A 20,505-nucleotide genomic window follows, 5' to 3' on the forward strand; every position below is an offset into this window, starting at 1 on the left:
GAACGTCCCGATGATAGGCAAGTTGACCGGCACCCTGCTGGAGAAAAACCCGCCCCAGATCCTGCTGGACTGCCATGGCGTGGGTTACGAGGTGGATGTGCCCATGAGCACCTTCTACAACCTGCCCGCCACCGGTGAAAAAGTAGCTTTGCTCACACACTTTGTGGTGCGTGAAGACGCCCAGATTCTCTACGGGTTCGGCACCGCTCCGGAGCGGGAGGCCTTTCGCCAGCTCATCAAGATCAGCGGCGTGGGCCCGCGCACCGCGCTCTCGGTGCTTTCCGGCATGAGCGTGGCCGATCTTTCTCAGGCCATCACGGCGCAGGACAGCGGCCGCATCATCAAGGTACCCGGTATCGGCAAGAAGACCGCCGAGCGCTTGCTGCTCGAACTCAAGGGCAAGCTCGGTGCCGACCTGAACCTGCCCGGCGGCGGCCCCGCGCAGAGCGATGTGCAGAGCGATATTCAGCAAGCGCTGATGTCGCTGGGCTACAGCGACAAGGACGCCGCTGCGGCGCTCAAGGCTTTGCCGAAGGATGTCGGCGTGAGCGAGGGCATCAAGCTCGCTCTCAAATCATTGGCCCGATAAATGAGCATCCAGACCGACGATTTCGCCCCCGCGCCGCGCGTGGTGTCCGCCGCGCCCGCCTCGCCCAAGGAAGAAGCAATCGAGCGCGCGCTGCGCCCAAAGCTGCTCGACGAATACGTGGGCCAGCTCAAGGTGCGTGAGCAGCTTGAAATTTTCATTGGCGCAGCGAAGAAGCGCAACGAGGCGCTGGACCATGTGCTCCTGTTCGGCCCGCCCGGGCTGGGCAAGACCACCCTCAGTCACATCATTGCGCAGGAACTCGGTGTGAACCTGCGCCAGACCAGCGGGCCGGTGCTGGAGAAACCCAAGGACCTGGCGGCGCTGCTGACCAACCTCGAACCCAACGATGTGCTCTTCATCGACGAGATCCACCGACTCTCGCCGGTGGTGGAAGAAATTCTCTACCCCGCGCTGGAGGACTACCAGATCGACATCATGATCGGCGAAGGCCCGGCCGCGCGCAGCATCAAGCTCGATCTGCAGCCCTTCACGCTGGTGGGCGCCACCACGCGCGCAGGCATGCTCACCAACCCGCTGCGCGACCGTTTCGGCATCGTGGCGCGGCTGGAGTTCTACACCTCGGAAGAACTCGCGCGCATCGTCAAGCGCAGCGCGGGTCTGCTCAATGCGCCGATGGACCCCGAAGGTGGTTTCGAGATCGCGCGCCGATCGCGCGGCACGCCCCGCATTGCCAACCGGTTGCTGCGCCGCGTGCGCGACTACGCGGATGTGAAAGGCAGCGGCACCATCACCAAAGAAATCGCCAACCTCGCGCTGGCCATGCTCGACGTGGACCCGCAGGGCTTCGACCTGATGGACCGCAAGCTGCTCGAAGCCGTGATCCACCGCTTCGACGGCGGCCCGGTGGGGCTGGACAACATCGCGGCCAGCATCGGCGAAGAGCGCGACACCATCGAAGACGTGATCGAGCCCTACCTGATCCAGCAGGGTTTTCTGCAGCGCACACCGCGCGGTCGCATCGCCACGCTGGCCGCGTACCGGCACCTGGGGGTGGCGCCGCCAGCGGCCGACAACGAACTCTTCCAGCCTGGTAACTGAAGCCATCTCACCCATGACCCTCTCTTCCGCTCAACGCCGCTGGGGATGGGGTGCAGCAGGGGCGCTGCTGGTGCTTGCTCTGTGGACCGGCTGGCTCTGGCGCCATCCCAGGGTGGACGCGGTGGAACTGCAGTCGGCGCCTCTCGTGCGCAGCCTGCAGTTTTCTGCCCGCGTGGCCACTTTGTCGCGGGTGGAGATCGGCAGCACCATCACCGGACGGGTGCAGGCTGTGGTGGTCGAAGAAGGGGCACGCGTTCGACGGGGGGACGTGCTCTTGCGCCTCGAGTCAGACGAGCTCGTTGCCGCACTCACGCAGGCAGTGGCGGCCGAGCGCCAGGCCGCTGCCCGGCTGGCGGGCTTGCGCAGCACCGGGCGCACGGCGGCCCAGGCCGCGCTGGCCCAGACCGATGCCACCGTGCGCGCCGCCCGGGCCGAACTCACCCGCACCGAACAGCTGGTGGCGCAGGGCTTCCTTAGCGCCTCGCGTCTGGACGAAGTCCGGCGCAGTCTGGAAGTCGCCCAGGCTCAGCAGGTCAGCGCGCGGGCGCAGACGCGGGCCAATGAAGAAACCGGGACCGATCTCGTGCAGGCGCAGGCCCAGCTGGCCGTGGCACAGGCCACCACCCAGGCGGCACAAGCCCGGCTGGCGCAAGCAACGCTGCTGGCGCCAGCCGATGCGCAGGTGTTGCTGAGGGAGGTCGAGCCTGGCCAGATCGTGCAGCCCGGCAAGGCCTTGCTCGGCCTGGCGCTGGACGGGCCCACCCAGATCAGTGCGCAAGTGGACGAACGTTTCCTGGACCAGCTGCAGACCGGCCAGATTGCGCAGGTGGTGGCCGATGCGTTTGCCGGGCAGCCGCTGGCCGCGCGCGTGCTGTCGATCGCCCCGTCGGTCGATGCGCAGCGTGGCGCCATTGAGGTGAGGCTCGCGCTGGATGCGCCTGCACCTGCCTTTCTGCGCGAAGACATGACGGTGTCGGTCGAGGTGGAAACCGCCCGGCGGGAGCGGGCGCTGGTGCTGCCACTGGCCGCGTTGCGAACCGCCCTGCCCGACGGCTCGGCTGCCGTGATGGTGAGTGACCAGGGCCGCGCACGCAGCCGCGCCGTGAAGCTCGGTTTGCGCACGCTCGACGCCGCCGAGGTGGTTGAAGGCCTGGCTGAAGGCGATGTGGTGTTGATCGGCGGCAACCCGCAGGCCGACGCCGGCGTGCGTGTGCGGCGGGTGCCCTGGCAGCCGGGTCAGCCACTGGCGCCCGGTGCGGCCGCGCCCGACGCCGGCGCCGCGCTGACCAATGCCATGGGACGCTGACCGAAGTGGAAGCACGCCCATGACCCCCTGGCTGGGTTTCGAGCGGCGAGTGGCGATGCGCTTCCTGCGCGAAGGGCGTATGCAGACCTTGCTGATCATCGTGGGCGTGGCCGCCGGCGTGGCGGTCATTGCCTACATTTCGGCGCTCATCAGCGGCCTGCAGACCAACACCTTGAACAAGACACTCGGCGCGCAGGCCCACATCACCTTGAGCGCACCCGACGACGTGGTGGCGCCGCCCGCCGCCAGGCCCGCGGGCACGACCAGCTTGACCGAGGCCCAGCCGCGCGCGCAGCGCCTGCGCTCGGTGGCCAACTGGCAGGCGCTGGTGCCGCAGCTCGAACGAATGCCCGGCATCGCGGCGGTGTCCCCCATGGTGGCCGGGGGTGCGCTCGCACTGCGCGGTGAGGCCACGCAATCCATCTCGCTGTTCGGGGTCGATCTGGACCGGTACGACCGCATCGTCGGACTGCGCAGCAAGGTGGTCAGCGGTACCGCGCGCCTGGCACCGGGCGAGGCCGTTGTGGGGCGGGATCTGGCAACCGATCTGGGGGTGCGCGTGGGTGACCGCCTGACGGTGCAGACGTCCACCCTGAGCGAACCGGTGCGCGTGACCGCGCTGGTGGATTTCGGTTTGAAGGAGCTCAACCGGCGCACCGTGATTCTGCCGCTGCGCGGTGCTCAAAGCCTGCTCGGGCTGCCGGGTGGTGCCACCACCATCGACCTCACGGTGGACGACGTGTGGGCCGCGCAAGGCCTGGCTGACGACCTGCGGCGGCAGCTGCCCTACCAGCTGGAGAGCTGGCAGGAAAGCAACGCCCAACTGGTGTCGGCCCTCAACGCCCAGTCGGTAAGCACCGGCCTGATCCGGGGCGTGGTGCTGGTGGTGGTCGTGCTGGGCATCGCCAGTGTGCTGGTGGTGTCGGTGGTGCAGAAGCGCCGCGAAATTGGCATCCTGCGGGCCATGGGCGCCACACGCGCCCAGGTGCTGCGGGTATTCCTGGTGCAGGGCGCGGTCGTTGGCGCGGTCGGCTCGGTGCTGGGCATTGCCCTGGCCGTGCTGATGATCTGGCTTTTCACCACTTTCGTGCGCGGCTCCGACGGGCAGCCGCTGTTTTCCATTTCGCTCCCACCCTTGCTGGCGCTGCAGGTGGCCGTTCTGGCCACGCTGTGTGGTGTGCTGGCGGCCATTGCACCGGCCCGCCGCGCTGCGGCCATGGACCCGGGGCAGGCCATCCGCATGTAGCCCCATGACCGCAACCACCGCCCCGGTGCCCCTGATCGAACTCAGCGAGGTGCGCAAGACCTACAACCCCGGCCTGCCCAGCGAAACTGAAGTGCTGCACGGTCTGAACCTGCGCGTGATGCCAGGCGAATTCATCGCGCTCATCGGCCCTTCGGGATCGGGCAAGAGCACCTTGCTCAGCATCATTGGCCTGCTTGAACGCATGAGTTCGGGCACCTACCGCTTCCAGGGTGAAGAAGTGCAGGGACTGGACGACAACGGCCTGACCATGCGCCGGCGCAATCTGCTTGGTTTCGTGTTCCAGTTCCACCACCTGTTGCCGGCATTCACCGCATTGGAGAACGTGACCATGCCCGCGCTCATGGCCGAAGGCCGCGTGAGTGCCGCGCAGCTGGCCAAGGCGCGTGAGTTGCTGGACGCGGTGGGTCTGGCCAAGGCCATGGACAAGCGGCCATCACAGCTGTCAGGCGGTATGCAGCAGCGCGTGGCGATTGCCCGCGCGCTGGTGATGGAGCCGCCGCTGGTGCTGGCCGACGAACCCACCGGCAACCTCGACACAGCATCCTCTGACGAGGTGTTCGTTCAGCTGCGCCGCATGCATGCCGAGCGCGGCGTGTCTTTCGTCGTGGTCACACACGACCCGCGGCTGGCGGCGCGCTGCGACCGGCTGGTGGAGCTGGTGGACGGCCGAATATCGCGCGACGAGGCCACTCCCCCGGCCTGAACAGCGGGCGCCGGACCGTCAGTGCGTGACGGGATCTGGCTGGGGTCGAACGATGTTCCGCACGATCAGAATCTGTGCCGCGTAGTAGGTGCTCAAGACCCAGACCTGTGACATCGGCAGCGGCGAGACAAACCGGTTGATCGCGAGCAGCGTGTCGCTCAGCATGAAGAACGCTGCGCCCACCGCCACCCCGATCGTTGCGGCGCTGCGCAGCAACGTGGCGCGACCGATGGCCTGGGCGGCCATGAGCGCGATCACCAGCACGTAGGCTGCCACGGGTGCACGCAGTGCGGCGGGCAGTCCGCCTTGCCAGAGAAAGGCGTACATGGCCAGGCCGATGCCCAGCGTGGCGATCAGCGCGCGTCGGCTCGGGAACCATGGCACCTGCTGGCGAAACAGCGCGATGTAGATCAGGTGCGCCATCAGGAAAGAAACGAGTCCCGGAATGAAGTAACCCGGGAACATCAGAAATGCGTCGCCGGCAAGCGAGAACGCGAGCGCGCCCAGCAGCAACCCGCTGGCCCGCTGCAGGCCGCCTGCACCCTGCGAATGGCCCAGCACCACCGCCATCGCGACGAGCATGGTCAGCGGCTTGAAGATGCGGTGCAGTTCCACCCACCCCAGCGCGGCGGTGGCCATGGACAGCGCTGCGCATTCGATCAGCAGCGCCTCGCCCATGCCGATGCGCCCCTGCATCACCGCGCCAATGGACCACAGCGACACCAGCAGCACCGCAAACACCACCGCATTGCGCGCCATGGGCCAGCCATCGGCGAACCACAGGAACCCGGCCACGCCGCCGAGCAGCAACGCGAACTGTGCGGCGGCAAAAACCTGCACGCCCCGCCCCATGGGCGGTGCGTAGCGCTGCACCTGAGCGATATTGAAGGCCGGCGCAGGAAAGCGCCCCGCCACATCGGCGGGGCGCCAGCCCGGCGGCTTGAACCACACGCGCAGCTTGTCGACCCAGCTCCGTGTGTGCCACGAGTCCTTGAGCAAACTCCAGTACACCTCGCCATTGGCCCACAGCGGGTCCCAGCTGTTGAGTGGCTTGCGCGTGCCGTAGACGCACTTCTCGTCTTCTTCCCGGAAGCTGCCGAAGAGGCGGTCCCAGACGATGAGGATGCCGCCGTAGTTGCGGTCGACGTAGCGGTCGTTCACGGCGTGGTGCACGCGGTGGTTGGACGGGCTGCAGAACCAGCGGTCGAACCAGCCGAGCTTGCCCACCTGCTCGGTGTGCACCCAGAACTGGTAGAGCAGGTCGATGAGGGCGACCACGCCAAACACCAGCGGCGGCACGCCCGCCACGGCCATGGGCAGGTAGAACACCCAGCCGACCAGTGCGCCCGAACTGGTCTGGCGCAGCGCCGTGGAAAGGTTGTAGTCCTGGCTCTGGTGGTGCACCACGTGCGCGGCCCAGAAGAGCGCGGTTTCGTGTCCGGCGCGGTGCAGCCAGTAGTAGCAGAAATCGTAGAAGACCAGCGCCAGCAGCCAGCCGGCCCACGTGGTCCAGAACGGGTGGTCCGGCCAGATCGCCACCGCCGAATAAACGGCGGTGTAGATGCCCACGCGCAGCAGCCGCGTGAACACGGCGCTGATCTGGCTCAGCATGCCCAGGCCGATGCTGGAGATGGCGTCGTCGAGCCGGTAGGTGTTGCGCTGGCGCTTCAGGCCGATGGCGTATTCCAGCGCGATGAGGGCGAAGAAAACCGGCGTGGCCAGCACGATGATCTGGCTGGGGCTCATGGGGGCGTGGCGGTGCAGAGGCAATGCATGCGCGCATTGTGGCCAGAATCCATGCGGCGCGAGGCTGGCAACAACCCGCATGTCGCATGCCAGAATCGGGCATGTCCGCCCCCTCGCAGCCCGCCGCGACCGCCCCGGAGAGCGCCACCACGGCGCTCTACCGCGCCGCCCTCGGCCCGGTGAACACGGCCCACTACCTCAAGCTGTTCGCGCGCTTCGACGACGACGGGCGCGCCGGCCCGGCCTGGAACTGGGCCGCTGGTCTCGTCACGCTCAACTGGCTTGCGTTTCGGCAGGTGTGGCTGGCCGCGCTGGTGTATGTGGCCTGCGCAGAAGGGCTGGCCCTGCTCATTCTGGGTGTGGGCCGGCGCTTTCTACACTGGCCACCTGCGGTGGAGTGGGGTGTGCTGGGGGCGCTTTTTGCCTTGTGCATCGCCATACCAGGTGCTTACGGCAACGCCTGGCTGCACGCCGACACCCGCCGCCGCATGACGCGCGCCGTGCGCGAAGCCCGCACCGTGCGCGAAGCCTGCGAAGCCCTGGAGAAACAGGCCAGTACGCGGCGCCGGCTCTGGGGGCTGGTGTTGCTGAATGTGCTGCTGGCCGGGGCTTTGGCTGCTGGTTATCTGGCCTGGTCGCGGGTGCAGGCCGGGCCGCCCGCTGCAGCGATCGAGCCTGCTTCAACCCCGGTTTCTGTGCCAGCGGCGGTCGTCGAGGTATCCGCGCCCCCTGCAGCCGAACCCGTCGCTGCACCTGTGGCTGAACCCGCACCCGCTGCGGCCTCCGAGCCCCAACCCACGCCGGTGGAGGTGCCGCCCGTGTTGCTGGTCGAACCTGCGGCCTCGGAGCCCGCGCCGCCCGCGCCACCCGTTCCGCCGATTCTTGCGCCCGCGCCAAAGCCAGTTGCAGCCGACCCGCCTGCAACGTCCTCAAACCGGGAGTTCGCCATCAACGTGGGCCTGTTCGCCGATCCTGCCAACGCTGAAAAGGCGCATGCCCGTCTGCTGGAAGCCGACCTGCCGGCCTACACACAGATCGTAGAGATGCCCAAGGGAGCCCGAACCCGCGTGCGGGTGGGACCGTTCAGCAGCCGGGCGCAGGCCGATGCCGCCGCCGAGCGCATCCGCGCGCTGGGGCTGGACGCGCAGATCTACCAGCCGTGACCGCGCGCGTCCACTGAAACAATGCGCTCCACGTGCCCGGTGGCCAGCCCGCCACGCACGCCCACCATGAAGTCGTGCAGGTTGACCGTGGGGTCGCAGTGGCCCGGCACGAGCCACACCGTCTCGCCCAGCTCGGGCAGCGTGGCACCTGCGCCAAAAGCGCGCAGCAGGCCGTGTTCGTCGCCGCCATTGGCGTAGGCCAGACCGCCGGGAAACCACACCGCGGGCAGGCCGCTGTCGATCGCGTGGCTCTTGTGGCCGGCGTCGCACACCGCGTGCTGGGTGCCGCGGCTCATCACCTGGCTCTTGACGAACAGCGCGTGCTCGAACACGGGCGCCTGCGGTGCGGGTTCATTGAGCGCGTAGTCCGCGTCCATGAACAGGTAGGAGCCCGCCTGCAGCTCGCCCCACACACGGCTGGAGGCCTCCAGCACGAAGGTGCCCGTGCCGGCCCCAGTGATCAGGGGAACCGAAAAGCCGCTGGCTTGCAGGCGTTCGCGTGCCAGGGCTGCCGTCCAGGCGGCCTCGCCAATGGCCTGGGCGCGCTCGGCCGGGTTGCGCCGGTGCTGCGCTGCCCCGTGGTAGGCCTGCAGGCCGGCAAAGTGCAGCACCGGGTTGGCCAGGATGCTGTGCGCCAGCACCACGGCTGCTTCCCCCGCTGGCACACCGCAGCGCCCGTGGCCCACGTCGATCTCGATGTACACGTCGATGCGGTGCTCGCCGCGCACGCCGGCCTCGGCGAGGGCATCCGCCAGGCGCGCCACACCCAGCGCGCTGTCGACCACCAGACCAAAGCGCGTGGGCAGGTCGCGCACCGCCTGCGCCAGCCGCCGCAGCTTCTGCGGCGCGATCACTTCGTTGGTGATGAGGATGTCGTGCGCGCCCGCTTGCGCCAGCACCAGCGCTTCATCGGTCTTCTGCACACAGACGCCCACCGCACCGTGGGCCACCTGCAGGCGCGCCAGTTCGGCGCTCTTGTGCATCTTGGCGTGCGGCCGCAGGCGCAGCCCGCGCTCGCTGGCAAATGCCGCCATGCGGGCGAGGTTCCGGTCCATGGCGTCGAGGTCGATCACCAGCGAGGGGGTGTCGACCACGGCCACGCCCTGGCCGATCCACTCTCGCGCCCGTTCCCACCGGGAGCGGGCGTCAAGCGCTGTGTTCATCGAGGGTGTTTCCGGTTTCGACGTGCAGATGCTGGGTGTCGCCCCAGCCGACCAGGCTCAGTCCCTCGGGCGACCAGAGCAGCCGGTTGATGCCGGTGTTGGGCAGCTCCCAGCTGCGGGGCGCCTGCAGCTCCAGCCGGGTGGCGGCGCGGTAGAGGATGTCGAGCACGCCGCCATGCGCCACCATCAGCACCTGTTCACCCGGGTGGCGCGCGGCCAGCGCCAGCACCGTGGGGATCACGCGCAACTGCAACTGATGCAGCGACTCGCCACCGTTCGGCGCGAAATCGGGCATGCGTTTGCGCCACGCCAGTGCCTCGGTGGGCCAGCGCAGTTCCAGTTCGGCCCAGGTGTGGCCCTCGAACTGACCAAAATGGCGCTCGCGCAGACCCGTGTGGGTGACCACCGGGAGGCCTTTCACCCGGGCCACGGCCTCGGCGGTTTCGTAGGCGCGGCCCAGGTCGCTGGCGTAGACGGCGGCGATCGGCTCGTCTTTCAAGGCGTCGCCCAAGCGACGGGCCTGCCAGCGGCCGTGCTCGTTGAGCGCGATGTCGGTGTGGCCCTGAATGCGCGTGTCGCGGTTCCAGGCGGTTTCTCCGTGGCGAACGGCCAGGATGCGGGTGATCTGCAAGGGAGGCTTTCGGGGAATGTCGGACTGCGGCCACTGTAGCGGGTCGGGCACCGGCTGGAAACCGATGCGGGCAGGGGTTTGCGACACAATTCGCTCATGACGCCTTCGCCGCACGACGGGGATTTTTCCACCCTTTTCAATTTCCTGCCGATCGGGGCGTATCGAAGCTCGTCCGACGGGCACATGATTCGAGCCAACCAGGCGCTGGTGGCGCTCAACGGCTACGCCACCGAGGCCGAGCTGATCGAGGGCGTGAAGGACATTGCCATCGAGTGGTATGTCGATCCGGCGCGGCGCGCCGAATTCAAGCAGCAACTGGAGCGCGATGGTTTTGTGCGCGGCTTCGTTTCGGAAATCTACCGTCACAAGACGCGCGAGCGGGTCTGGATCAGCGAGAACGCGCACGCCGTGCGCGAAGGGTCTGGCGAGCTGCGGTACTACGAAGGCACCGTGGAAGACATCACCGAGCGGATTCGCAGCCAGAAGGCCCTGCGCGAGAGCGAAGAGAAGCTGCGGCTGATCACCTCCCAGGTGCCCGGCATGGTGTTCTCGGTGTTCGTCACGCCCGACGGCCAGCGCCGGTACGACTACGTGAGCCCCGGCGTGCGCGACATCTACGGATTCGAGCCCGAGGACCTCATGCGCGACCCGTTGCTGGCTTCGCGCTACCGGCATCCCGACGACCAGGCCATCCTGGAGCAGGACATGCAGGACATCCAGAAGGGCCCGGTGGACCTGGGCGGGGAGTTCCGCGTCGTGCTGCCCGATGGCAGCGTGAAGTGGGTCTATCGACGTTCCTACGCTGTGACGGCGGGGCCCGAGGGCACGCACCGTGTGGGCGTGCTGCTCGATATCACCGCACGCAAGCAGGCCGAGGCCGCGCTGCACGACAACGAAGCGCTGTGGAAGCTCGCGCTGGAGAGCGCGGGCGATGGCGTGTGGGACTGGAACCTTGTGACCGGCGAGGAGTTCTTTTCCGCCAGCATCAAGGCCATGTTCGGCTACGCCGAAGATGACATCGACAACCTGTCTGCCGAGTTCGACAGCCGCACGCATCCCGACGACGTGGCCCAGATGGTGGCCGACCGGCAGGCCCATTTCGAAGGTCGCGTGCCGTCCTATCGCAACGAGCACCGCATCCGGTGCAAGGACGGAAGCTGGAAATGGGTGCTCTCGCGTGGCATGCTGATTGCGCGCGACGAAGAAGGGCGGCCGCTGCGCATGGTGGGCACGCACACCGACATCACCGAACACAAGCTGGCCGAGGCCCAGCAGCGCGCGCTGGAGGTGCAGCTGAGGGAGTCGCAGAAGATGGAAGCCATCGGGACGCTGGCCGGTGGCGTGGCGCACGACTTCAACAACCTGCTGGCCGCTATTCTGGGCAACCTGGTGCTCGCTCGCGAGGACGTGGGCGAAGGCCACGCGGCGCAGGAGAGCCTGACCGAGATCAACCGCGCCGCCATTCGCGCGCGGCAGCTGGTGCAGCAGATCCTGACCTTCAGCCGACGCCAGACGCAGGAAATGGTGCGGCAGCCGCTGACACCACTGGTGGAAGAGGCGCTGGGTCTGATGCGATCGCTGCTGCCCGCCGGCATCAAGCTGGTGGCGCGCCTGCCGGGCCGCAGCCTGCCGGTGATGGCCGACGCAACGCAGATGCAGCAGGTGCTGATGAACCTGTGCACCAACGCGTGGCAGGCCATGGACGGCCAGCAGGGCGACATCACCGTGGCCCTGCGCGAGGTGAGCCTGGACGCCTCGAAGGCCCTGCAACTGGGCGGAGTGCCCAGCGGTGCCTATGCCTGCCTGAGCGTGGCCGACAACGGGCCCGGCATGGACGAGCACACCCAGCGCCGCATTTTCGAGCCCTTCTTCACCACCAAGGCGCCCGGTGCCGGCACCGGCCTGGGGCTGGCGGTGGTGCATGGCATCGTCAAGGCCCACCGCGGCGCCATCCAGATCCAGAGTCGCCCGGGCGAGGGGGCGCGTTTCGATGTCTACCTGCCGCTGGCCTCGGACGCCACGTTGGGTGAGGAGTCACCGCTGCGCGCAACGCCCGCGAAGCCGGCCAGCGAAGCCGCCGCCTCGGGCAAGCACGTGATCTACATCGACGACTACGAGGCCCTGGTGTTCCTGGTGGGCCGCCTGCTGCGCAAGCAGGGTTACCGGGCCAGCACCTTCGAGTCCGGCGAAGCGGCACTCGACTGGCTGCGTGCCCATCCGCAGGAGCATGTGGATCTGCTGGTCAGCGACCAGAACATGCCCGGCCTATCAGGCGTAGAGGTGGCCCACCTGGTGCGCCGCCTGCGCCCCGCGTTGCGCGTGGCGATTGTCTCGGGCCACGTGAACGACAAGTTGCTGGCCGAAGCGGCCGAGGCCGGTGTGCGCGAGGTGCTGGGCAAGCAGGACAGCATGGACGCGCTGGGTGAGGCGATCCGCAACCTGCTCGAAAAGCCTTCTGCCTAGCGGGCCAAGTGGTCAGCGCGGCACTTCGATATCGACTTGTCTCAAGCCCTCGGGTGGCGTGGGAAAGCCGCGCAGCGCCGCGTCGAGCATGGCCGACCAGAGCGGATTCGAGTTGTGCCAGCGGCCATCGTGCGCGGCGCGGGTCTCATACACCACCTGGCCGCTGGCCGCATGGCGCACCACGATTGCGACCTGGCGCTGGTAGTACGGCGTCTCCACCCGCATGAACATCATGGGTGGCCCGAAGATCACCTGGCCCGTGCCGGTCACGTAGTAGTCGCGCCCCGGGAAACCGTAACCCGGGCCGAAGCCGCGCCAGCTGTCGTAGGGGTCTTCCCAAGGAGCGCGCGGCAGGCGCAGCGTGCTGGCATTGACCTGCACCGTCCAGGGCGCCGAGGTACCTTCGGCGGCGAGCGTCCAGCCCACCCTGGCCAGCGCCAGCGCGGTCAGGTTCTCGATCTCGCCCTGCCCGGCGGCACCGGGTCCCTGGCGCTGGGAGGGCAGTCGGTCGAAGCGGTACACCTGCGGTGGCTGCGGCACCGCAGCGGCGGCCGCGGGCGCTCCGGTGCGCTCGCCCCAGCGCGCGAAGCTCTGCACCTGGTTGTCCACCAGGAACACGCTGGCGCAGCCGCTGAGGGCCAGCAGCGCCAGGCCGGAGATGAAGGTGCGAATCCAGTTCATGAAGCCTCCCAGGCTCGCCAACGGGCGAATCAATGCGTCGTCGAAATCGGTATGACCGCGCGGTCGGTCCTGGCGTTCCCGGCATTTACAAAGCGTTCCGCCTCGGTGGGCGGCGTCGCCACGGTCTCTTCGTCGAACGCCTTGTCGCCGTCGTCGTCGGGCTCGCCCGTGGCCTCCAGGCGGGTGAACGGGTGCAGCTCGCGGTCCATCAGGTGGCTCGGCACCACATTCTGGAGCGCGGTGAACATGTTCTCCACGCGTCCGGGGTACTTCTTTTCCCACTCCTGCAGCATCAGGCTCACCTGCTTGCGCTGCAGGTTGTCCTGGCTGCCGCACAGCGTGCAGGGAATGATGGGGAACTGACGGATCTCGGCCCAGCGGGCGAGGTCTTTCTCGGCCACGTAAGCCATCGGTCGAATCACCACATGCTGCCCGTCGTCGCTCACCAGCTTGGGCGGCATGCCCTTGAGCTTGGCGCCGAAGAACATGTTGAGCAGCAAAGTCTGCAGAATGTCGTCGCGGTGGTGGCCGAGCGCGATGCGGGTGGCGCCCAGTTCGCTGGCCACGCGGTACAGAATGCCCCGGCGCAACCGGCTGCACAGGCTGCACATGGTCTTGCCTTCGGGAATCACGCGCTTCACGATGGAATAGGTGTCCTGGTTCTCGATGTGGAACGGCACGCCGAGCTTCGTGAGGTACGCGGGCAGGATGTCGGCCGGGAAGCCGGGCTGCTTCTGGTCAAGGTTCACCACAATCAGCTCGAAGCTCACCGGCGCGCGCGCCTGCAGCTTCTGCAGGATGTCGAGCATGCCGTAGCTGTCCTTGCCGCCCGAGAGGCAGACCATCACGCGGTCGCCTTCGCCGATCATGTTGTAGTCCACGATCGCACGGCCGACCTCGCGACACAGGCGCTTTTCGAGTTTGTGGTTTTCGAGTTCGATGTTCATCGGAGTCCTTTACCGGTGCTGTCGCCAGGCGTCGCCAGGCATGATGCGCTTCATGAATTCATCGAACATGGGCACGGTGAACGCCGTGTCGCCATGCGTCTGGCTCCAGACCATACCCTTGGTGATCAGCGAGCTGCGCGTGGGCGCCAGCGACGAAACTTTTTCTTCGAGGTCCGCCGCGATGTCGCCCGAGCGGTGCGGCCCCGGGCCCAGCGCGGCCATGGCGCGCAGGTACTTCTTTTCCTTCGGCGTGCAGCGGTCGAAGCGCACGCGGAAAAATCCCTCGTCCAGTGCGGCCACCGCCGTCACGCTGGCCTTGCGCACCACGTCGACCCCGATCGGACTGCTCTCTGCGGCCAGCCAGGTGTGGCTACCCCAGGCCTGCAGAAAATAGGCGTAGCCCTGACTCAGGCGCAGGATCTCCTTGATCGCCGGCGGCGTGATCTCCACACCTTCGTCGCGCAACGGCTTTTCGATTGCCTGCGTGGCGGCCTCCGTGGGCAGTGCGCCGATCTCGGGGAAGTCGAACAGGCGCTCGGCATACGATTTGGCGTTGCCCAGCTGACCGCGCAACTGCGGCAGGCCAGCGCCCACCAGCACCACCGGCAACTGGCGCTGGGCGGTGCGGTGCAGGGAGGTGATCAACGCGGCCAGCTGTGCTTCTTCCACGTATTGCAGCTCGTCGATGAAGATCGCGAGCGCGGTGCCCGCTGCCTTCGCCGCCAGCCCGACCTGTTCCATCAAGGCCTGCAGGTCGTGCTCCAGATCGCCGTTGTCGGCCAGGCCCGGCTCGGCCTCGTAGTCGATACCGACCTCGATGTCGTTGTAAGTCACCTTCAGCCGGCTGGCGAAGCCGGCCAGCGCGCGCAGGCCGCGAATGGCAAACGCCTTGGCGGCTTCGGTCTGGCTCAGGCGCAGCAGGGCTTGCCGCAACTGGGGTGCGAGCAGCGCGGGCAGCGATCGGCCCTCGGGCGCTTCCAGCCGCACGGTGTGGATGCCGGCGGCCTCCGCGTCGTCGCGCACGCGATCAAGCAAGACCGTTTTGCCCACCCCACGAAGCCCGACCAGCATGGCGCTCTTGGCCGGCCGGCCAATGCGCGCGCGCTCCAGCGCGATGCGCAGCGATTCGCGCAGTGCATCGCGGCCCGCCAGTTCCGGCGGCGGCGTGCCAGCGCCGGGCGCGAAGGGGTTTCGGATCGGATTCATGCGCGGATTCTACTGAAGTTTGTCAAGTTATAGAATTTCAATAACTTGACAAACTTCGCTTGATTCGGAGGTGACAGGCTGCGCAGCCCTCACCAGCGACCACTCTCCATCCGGATCGCCACTTCGCAATCTTCAAAGATCTCCAGCTTGGCGATCTTCACCCGCACGCCGATCACGCCGGGCAGCTGCATGAGCCGGCGCGTGAGCTTGCCGATCAGGCTCTCGAGCAGGTTCACGTGTTCGGCGGTGCACTCGTCGATGATGATCTGGCGCACCTTGCGGTAGTCCAGCACGTGGCTGATGTCGTCGTCGTGCGGCAGCAGCGGCTGCGTGCCCTGGTTGAGTTCGGCGTCGACCTGGATCGGCTGTGGCGTGGATTTCTCGTGCTCCAGGATGCCCAGGTTGGCGTCGAAGCGCAGACCGGTGAGCGTGAGGATCTGCGTTCCGGCGTCGTTGGCGTTCATGGGCATCACATCAGGGAAAAATCGCGCTCGAAGCGCATCAGGTGCTGGCCGCCGTCCACCAGCAGGGTGGTGCCGGTGATGGAGCGGTTGGTCAGCGCAAAAGCCACGGTGGCGGCCACGTCTTGCGGGGTGGATGAGCGGCCCAGCGGCGACTGGCGGTGCAGCTCGGCGAACTTCTCATCGGTCAGCAAATGGCTGGTGAGCGTGAGGCCCGGTGCCACACCGACCACGCGCACGCGCGGCGCCAGCGCCAGCGCCAGCATGGTGTTGGCGGCTTCCAGCGCGGCCTTGGAGAGCGTGTAACTGAAGAAATCCGGGTTCATGTTCCAGAGCTTCTGGTCCAGCAGATTCACCACGGCGCCTTCTGCCCCGCGCGCCTCCAGGTGCGCGTGCAGGGCCTGCGCCAGCAACACGGCCGCGCCGGTGTTGGCGCGCAGGTGCTGCTCCATGGCGGCAAAGCCGAAGCTGCCGGCGTTGTCGTGCTCGAAGGTGGAGGCGCTGTTGACCACGGCGTCCACCTGACCGAAGTGCGCGGCCACTGCGGGCAGCAGGGCGCGCACGCTGGCCTCGTCGCCGAGGTCGGCAAAGAAGGCCTGGGCACTGCCCGCGCGGCCGTTGATCGCCTCGCATTCGGTGGCGGTCCGCTGCGCTTCAGCAGCAGAGTGGCGGTGGTGCACCGCCACGTTCCAGCCCGCTTGCGCCAGCGTCAGCGCGATCTCGCGGCCCAGGCGCTTGCCCGCGCCGGTGACGAGCACGGTGCGGGGGGCGGGGTGGGACGCAGGGGCGGTGCTGGACATGAAGGACAATCCGGGGGGTGCGGACCCCCATGGCAACAGAACCCGAGAGTGTAGCGAGCCCCCTCCTGGCGCGGGTGGCCGGGGCGATCGCTCAGGCCGGCGGCTGGCTGCCGTTTGACCGCTTCATGGCAATGTCCCTGTACCAACCCGGCCTGGGCTATTACGCCAACGCCGCGCGCAAGTTCGGCCATCTCCCGCAGGATGGCAGCGACTTCGTGACCGCACCCGAGCTCACGCCCTTGTTTGGCCACGCGCTGGCGCGTCAGGTGGCGCAGGCGCTGGAGGCCACCAGCACCGATGAGGTGTGGGAATTCGGGGCGGGGAGTGGCGCGCTCGCCCAGCAGGTGCTCGACGCGCTGACCGTGCTGGGCCGGGCACCTGCGCGCTACACCATCGTGGATCTCTCTGGCAGCCTGCGCGAACGCCAGCGCGCCAGCCTCGAAGCACACGCGGGCCGCGTTCATTGGGCCGATGCCTTGCCCGAGCGCATGAGCGGCGTGGTGCTGGGCAACGAGGTGCTCGATGCCATGCCGGTGCAACTGCTGGTGCGCCTGGGCGGTGAGTGGTTTGAACGCGGCGTGACGCTGGACGGCGGTGGCCATCTGGTCTGGGCAGATCGCCCAACCGACTTGCGTCCGCCCTTCGAGGTGCCGGGCGAACACGATTACCTGACCGAAATTCATCCCCAGGCCGAGGCCTTCGTGCGCACCCTGGCCGACCGGCTGCAACGCGGCGCGGCCTTTCTGCTCGACTACGGATTTCCCGAGGCCGAGTACTACCACCCGCAGCGCGCCATGGGCACGCTGATGTGCCACCGTGGCCACCGCAGCGACAGCGAGCCTCTGGTCGATGTGGGGTTGAAGGACATCACGGCCCACGTGAACTTCACCGGCGTGGCCCTGGCCGCGCAGGACGCCGGGCTGGGCGTGATCGGCTACACCAGCCAGGGCCGTTTTCTGCTCAACTGCGGCCTGCTCGATCTGGCGCAGCGCGCCGACGTGCGGCAGAACGCCATGATGCAGAAGCTGCTCAACGAACACGAGATGGGGGAGTTGTTCAAGGTGCTGGCGCTGGCGCCGGCTGCCAGCGCCGAAGGTTGGGTGCCCATGGGCTTCGCCACCGGCGACCGGTCCCACAGGCTCTGAGTGAAAACATGATCCGCTGGATGATCGTCATCTTCCTGGCCTTGCTGCTGATCAGCTGGTTCACGCCGCTGCTGCACCGGTTGGGTTTTGGCAAACTGCCGGGCGATTTTCGTTTCAGGGCCTTCGGGCGCGAGTGGTTCCTGCCCTTCACCACCACCATCCTGCTCAGCTTCGTGGCCAGCCTCATCGCCCAGTTGATCTGACGCGGCTTGAATTCGGCGGCATGGCGGCCATCTGGGCATCCTTCCCCACCCGGAGCCCTGCATGAACACCGATTCCCTGCACGTTGTTTGCCCCCATTGCCACACCACCAACCGCGTGGCCAGCGGCGCGCTGGCCCAGGCGCCCGACTGCGGGAAATGCCACCGCCCACTGTTTGAGGGGCATCCCGTGGCGCTGGACGAAGCTGCCTTCGAAAAACACATCGCCCGTTCGCAGTTGCCGGTGCTGGTCGATTTCTGGGCGCCCTGGTGCGGTCCTTGCCGCACCATGGCGCCCCAGTTTGAAGCCGCTGCCCGCCAGCTGGAGCCCGGCATGCGCCTGGTCAAGGTGAACACCGAAGAAGCCCAGTCGCTCGGTGCGCGCCTGCAGATCCGGAGCATCCCCACGCTGGCGCTGTTCGCGGGTGGGCGAGAAGTGGCTCGACAGGCGGGCGCCATGGGCGCAGCCGACATCGTGCGCTGGGCGCGCTCGCACCAACCCGCCTGAAGCCCTGGCGCACGACGCGGTATGGTGTGGCCTTCAAAGGCCGTACCCACCGCATCCATGTCCACATCTTCACCTTCTGGTCGAGTGCTCGCCGACATTGGCGGCACCCACGCCCGCTTCGCCTGGCAAGCCAGTGCCGGCGCTGCCATCGAACAGGTGCGCGTGCTGCGCGTTGCCGAACACCCCAGCCTGCAGCACGCGCTGCGCAGCTACCTTGACGGCATCGGGCTTCGGCGCCCTGCTGCGGCGGCCATCGCCATGGCCAACCCGGTCACCGGCGACGTGGTGCGCATGACCAACCACGACTGGTCGTTCTCCCAGGCGGCGCTCCAGGCGGAGTTCGGCTTGAGCACCCTTCGCGTGCTCAACGACTTCACCGCGCTGGCGCTGGCGCTGCCCCACCTTCCGGCCGCCGACCTGCGCCAGGTTGGCGGTGGTCAGGCGCAGCCGGACGCGGCCATCGGCCTGCTGGGCGCGGGCACGGGCCTCGGCGTCTCCGGCCTGCTGCCCAACGGCCGGGGCGGCTGGGTTCCCATTCAGGGTGAGGGTGGCCACGTCACGCTGCCGGCCTTCACGCCGCGCGAACGGCTGGTGATGGACGGGTTTCATCGGCGCCATGGCCGCGCCTCGGCCGAAAGGCTGCTCAGCGGGCCGGGCTTGCTGGAGGCCTTTTTGCTCCTGTGCGAGGCCGACGGCGCCAGCACCGGTGACTTGAACAGCGCCGCCGCGGTGAGCGAGGCGGCGCTCGCGGGCAGCCACCCTCAGGCCACCGAAGCCTTGAACCTGTTTTGCGCCTTGCTCGGTACCGTGGCGGGCGATCTGGCCCTCACGCTCGGTGCGCGCGGCGGCGTGTACGTTGGGGGAGGCATCGTCCCCCGCCTCGGCGCGTGGTTCGACGCCTCGCCGTTTCGGGAGCGGTTTGAAGCCAAGGGGCGCTTCCAGGCCTACCTGGCCGCCATTCCCGTGTGGGTGATCACCGCAGAGCAGTCGCCGGCCTTGATCGGGGCCTCCCGCGCGCTGGATGACCTGGGCTGACACCCGCTCAGCCGGCGTCGTCCTCGAGCTTCCAGGCGAAGCCGCAGCGCTTGCAGCACACCGGCACCCAGCCGGCTTTGGGCCGGTGCTGCGCCTCCACCAGTTGCAGCAGCCCATAGGCCTTGCACTGCGGACAATTGGCCTGGTTGGCCAGTTCTTCGGCGTGCATGAGCAGGTAGAGGTAGCGGCGCAAGGCCCAGAGCGAGATGGCGCCACAGATCAGGACGAAGGCAAAGTCCAAGATCTTCTCGAAGGTGGTGCCACCGCCAATGGCCTCGAAGCTGGCCAGCAGGGCCACCACCGAGAGCAACGCCAGCAACATGTGCGCATGGCTGGAAAGCAGTTCGCGCTCGTACCATTTGCGAAAACCCACCCGCCGTATGCCTTCGGCCAGCGTGCGATTCAGGGGGTTGCGGGCGGCCATGGTGTGGGGGTGGGGTGTGTCGCATGGTGGCACACGCGGCGCCCGCGCACCAGCTCCACGGGCCGATATCCCACGGCCGCCGTGGGGTTCCTCAGCTTTCCTGCAGTTGCCGCAGCGCGAAGGCGGGCGCCTGGCCTTCCCGGTTCTGTCCGGCGTACACCGTGAGGTGCGGAAACGGAATCTCGATGCCCTTGGCGTCAAAGGCCGCCTTGAGCCGGCGCAGGTATTCACGCTTCACACCCCATTGCTCCAGCGGCAGCGTCCGGAAGCGGCAACGGATCACCACGGCGGAATCGCCCCAGCTTTCGACGCCAGCGATCTCCAGGTCGGCCATGATCTTGCCCATGAAGTCGGGTTGATCGCGCATCTGGGCAGCCACCTCGCGCATGACCTCCATGACGTCATCCACGTTCTCGCGATAGGCCACGCCAATGTCCATCACCGCGTTGCTGAAGCCGCGGGTCATGTTGATCACGGTGCTGATGGTGCCGTTGGGCACGTAGTGCACGTTGCCGTCGTAGTCGCGCAGTTGCACGTAGCGCAGGGTGACCTCTTCCACGGCTCCCGCGTGGTCGCCGATCTTGATCACATCACCCTGGCGGATCTGGTTTTCCAGCAGCAGGAAGAAGCCGGTGAAGTAGTCCTTGACCAGGCTTTGCGCGCCGAAACCCACCGCCAGCCCCACCACACCAGCGGCACCGAGGATGGGCGCTACCGACACCCCGAGTTCGGCCAGCACCAGCATTCCCGCCACCAGACTCACCACCACCGCCACCAGGTAGCGAAACACGCGGCCCAGGGTCTGGGCGCGTTTGGCGGCCTCACGGTCGTCGATGCGGCTGGCAATGCGCTCGCGCAGGGTGCGCACGGCGCGCTGCAGCACGATGATGAGCAGCCAGGCCGCAAGGATGATCCCAACAATGCGCGTGAGGCTGGCGGCTGCGCCACCCAGGCTGATCCACCAGCGGCTGGCGATGTCGATGAAGTTGTCGGTCATGGGAAAGTCCT

Annotated in this window: 21 protein-coding genes; 11 read left to right on the plus strand and 10 right to left on the minus strand. The window is 67.7% G+C overall.

What is annotated here, in order from left to right; all coding sequences use genetic code 11:
- The first annotated feature begins 10 nt into the window (after positions 1-10).
- Genes ruvA through CAP37_RS01095 form a run of 5 tightly spaced genes read left to right on the plus strand, consistent with a single transcriptional unit; the run spans position 11 to position 4,924 of the window.
- The gene (ruvA, locus tag CAP37_RS01075; RefSeq protein WP_086122457.1) at positions 11-589 is read left to right on the plus strand and encodes a Holliday junction branch migration protein RuvA; all 579 of its coding nucleotides are present in this window, start codon (positions 11-13) and stop codon (positions 587-589) included.
- Entirely contained in the window at positions 590-1,648 is a 1,059-nt protein-coding gene (ruvB, locus tag CAP37_RS01080) for a Holliday junction branch migration DNA helicase RuvB (protein WP_086122458.1), read from the plus strand.
- A 13-nt stretch (positions 1,649-1,661) separates the two neighbouring features.
- Positions 1,662-2,954: an efflux RND transporter periplasmic adaptor subunit gene (locus CAP37_RS01085; RefSeq protein WP_086122459.1), complete on the plus strand. Its 1,293-nt coding sequence runs from the start codon at positions 1,662-1,664 to the stop codon at positions 2,952-2,954.
- 19 nt (positions 2,955-2,973) lie between these two features.
- A complete protein-coding gene (locus CAP37_RS01090; protein WP_086122460.1) occupies positions 2,974-4,200 on the plus strand; it encodes an FtsX-like permease family protein in 1,227 nt (408 codons plus the stop codon).
- Between the two features lie 4 nt (positions 4,201-4,204).
- On the plus strand, positions 4,205-4,924 hold the full coding sequence (locus CAP37_RS01095) for an ABC transporter ATP-binding protein (RefSeq protein ID WP_086122461.1): 720 nt from the start codon (positions 4,205-4,207) through the stop codon (positions 4,922-4,924).
- Positions 4,925-4,942: 18 nt separating this feature from the next.
- On the opposite strand, the gene CAP37_RS01100 is transcribed toward CAP37_RS01095, so the two are convergent.
- A complete protein-coding gene (locus CAP37_RS01100; protein WP_086122462.1) occupies positions 4,943-6,670 on the minus strand; it encodes a lysoplasmalogenase family protein in 1,728 nt (575 codons plus the stop codon).
- Positions 6,671-6,771: 101 nt separating this feature from the next.
- On the opposite strand from CAP37_RS01100, the gene CAP37_RS22100 reads away from it, so the two are divergent.
- Positions 6,772-7,833: an SPOR domain-containing protein gene (locus CAP37_RS22100; RefSeq protein WP_086124759.1), complete on the plus strand. Its 1,062-nt coding sequence runs from the start codon at positions 6,772-6,774 to the stop codon at positions 7,831-7,833.
- Here the strand turns inward: CAP37_RS22100 and CAP37_RS01110 are convergent.
- Positions 7,821-8,996: a DSD1 family PLP-dependent enzyme gene (locus tag CAP37_RS01110; protein ID WP_086122463.1), complete on the minus strand. Its 1,176-nt coding sequence runs from the start codon at positions 8,994-8,996 to the stop codon at positions 7,821-7,823. The genes CAP37_RS22100 and CAP37_RS01110 overlap by 13 nt on opposite strands.
- Positions 8,980-9,627: a histidine phosphatase family protein gene (locus CAP37_RS01115; protein ID WP_086124760.1), complete on the minus strand. Its 648-nt coding sequence runs from the start codon at positions 9,625-9,627 to the stop codon at positions 8,980-8,982. Before CAP37_RS01115 ends, CAP37_RS01110 begins: the two co-directional genes overlap by 17 nt.
- 96 nt (positions 9,628-9,723) lie before the next feature.
- Here CAP37_RS01115 and CAP37_RS01120 point away from each other — a divergent pair, with 96 nt between their 5' ends.
- Complete coding sequence (locus tag CAP37_RS01120) at positions 9,724-12,090, plus strand: PAS domain-containing sensor histidine kinase (RefSeq protein WP_086122464.1); 2,367 nt, start codon at positions 9,724-9,726, stop codon at positions 12,088-12,090.
- Between the two features lie 12 nt (positions 12,091-12,102).
- On the opposite strand, the gene CAP37_RS01125 is transcribed toward CAP37_RS01120, so the two are convergent.
- The 5 genes from CAP37_RS01125 to CAP37_RS01145 form a co-directional block, all read right to left on the minus strand.
- The gene (locus CAP37_RS01125) at positions 12,103-12,771 is read right to left on the minus strand and encodes a hypothetical protein (RefSeq protein ID WP_086122465.1); all 669 of its coding nucleotides are present in this window, start codon (positions 12,769-12,771) and stop codon (positions 12,103-12,105) included.
- A 29-nt stretch (positions 12,772-12,800) separates the two neighbouring features.
- Positions 12,801-13,718 (minus strand): tRNA 2-thiocytidine(32) synthetase TtcA, encoded by a 918-nt coding sequence (gene ttcA, locus CAP37_RS01130; RefSeq protein ID WP_086122466.1) that lies wholly within the window; start codon positions 13,716-13,718, stop codon positions 12,801-12,803.
- 9 nt (positions 13,719-13,727) lie between these two features.
- Positions 13,728-14,924, minus strand: a complete 1,197-nt coding sequence (locus tag CAP37_RS01135; RefSeq protein ID WP_086122467.1) for an ATP-binding protein — start codon at positions 14,922-14,924, stop codon at positions 13,728-13,730.
- 89 nt (positions 14,925-15,013) lie between these two features.
- Entirely contained in the window at positions 15,014-15,388 is a 375-nt protein-coding gene (locus tag CAP37_RS01140) for a dihydroneopterin aldolase (RefSeq protein WP_086124761.1), read from the minus strand.
- Between the two features lie 5 nt (positions 15,389-15,393).
- Positions 15,394-16,185, minus strand: a complete 792-nt coding sequence (locus CAP37_RS01145) for an SDR family oxidoreductase (protein WP_086122468.1) — start codon at positions 16,183-16,185, stop codon at positions 15,394-15,396.
- A gap of 29 nt (positions 16,186-16,214) precedes the next feature.
- Between CAP37_RS01145 and CAP37_RS01150 the strand changes: the two genes are divergently transcribed.
- The 4 genes from CAP37_RS01150 to CAP37_RS01165 all read left to right on the plus strand — a co-directional run bounded on the left by CAP37_RS01150 (position 16,215) and on the right by CAP37_RS01165 (position 19,073).
- Positions 16,215-17,330: a class I SAM-dependent methyltransferase gene (locus CAP37_RS01150; protein ID WP_086122469.1), complete on the plus strand. Its 1,116-nt coding sequence runs from the start codon at positions 16,215-16,217 to the stop codon at positions 17,328-17,330.
- 8 nt (positions 17,331-17,338) lie between these two features.
- Complete coding sequence (locus CAP37_RS01155) at positions 17,339-17,533, plus strand: DUF2905 domain-containing protein (protein ID WP_086122470.1); 195 nt, start codon at positions 17,339-17,341, stop codon at positions 17,531-17,533.
- Between the two features lie 61 nt (positions 17,534-17,594).
- The gene (trxC, locus tag CAP37_RS01160) at positions 17,595-18,038 is read left to right on the plus strand and encodes a thioredoxin TrxC (RefSeq protein ID WP_086122471.1); all 444 of its coding nucleotides are present in this window, start codon (positions 17,595-17,597) and stop codon (positions 18,036-18,038) included.
- 57 nt (positions 18,039-18,095) lie between these two features.
- Entirely contained in the window at positions 18,096-19,073 is a 978-nt protein-coding gene (locus CAP37_RS01165) for a glucokinase (protein WP_086122472.1), read from the plus strand.
- A gap of 7 nt (positions 19,074-19,080) precedes the next feature.
- Here the strand turns inward: CAP37_RS01165 and CAP37_RS01170 are convergent, their stop codons facing one another.
- Together CAP37_RS01170 and CAP37_RS01175 are read right to left on the minus strand one after the other, a co-directional pair.
- On the minus strand, positions 19,081-19,497 hold the full coding sequence (locus CAP37_RS01170; protein WP_086122473.1) for a hypothetical protein: 417 nt from the start codon (positions 19,495-19,497) through the stop codon (positions 19,081-19,083).
- A gap of 91 nt (positions 19,498-19,588) precedes the next feature.
- The gene (locus CAP37_RS01175; protein WP_086122474.1) at positions 19,589-20,494 is read right to left on the minus strand and encodes a mechanosensitive ion channel family protein; all 906 of its coding nucleotides are present in this window, start codon (positions 20,492-20,494) and stop codon (positions 19,589-19,591) included.
- Positions 20,495-20,505 lie beyond the last annotated feature (11 nt).

It is taken from the genome of Hydrogenophaga sp. IBVHS1 (assembly GCF_002127265.1).
GTDB lineage: Bacteria > Pseudomonadota > Gammaproteobacteria > Burkholderiales > Burkholderiaceae_C > Hydrogenophaga.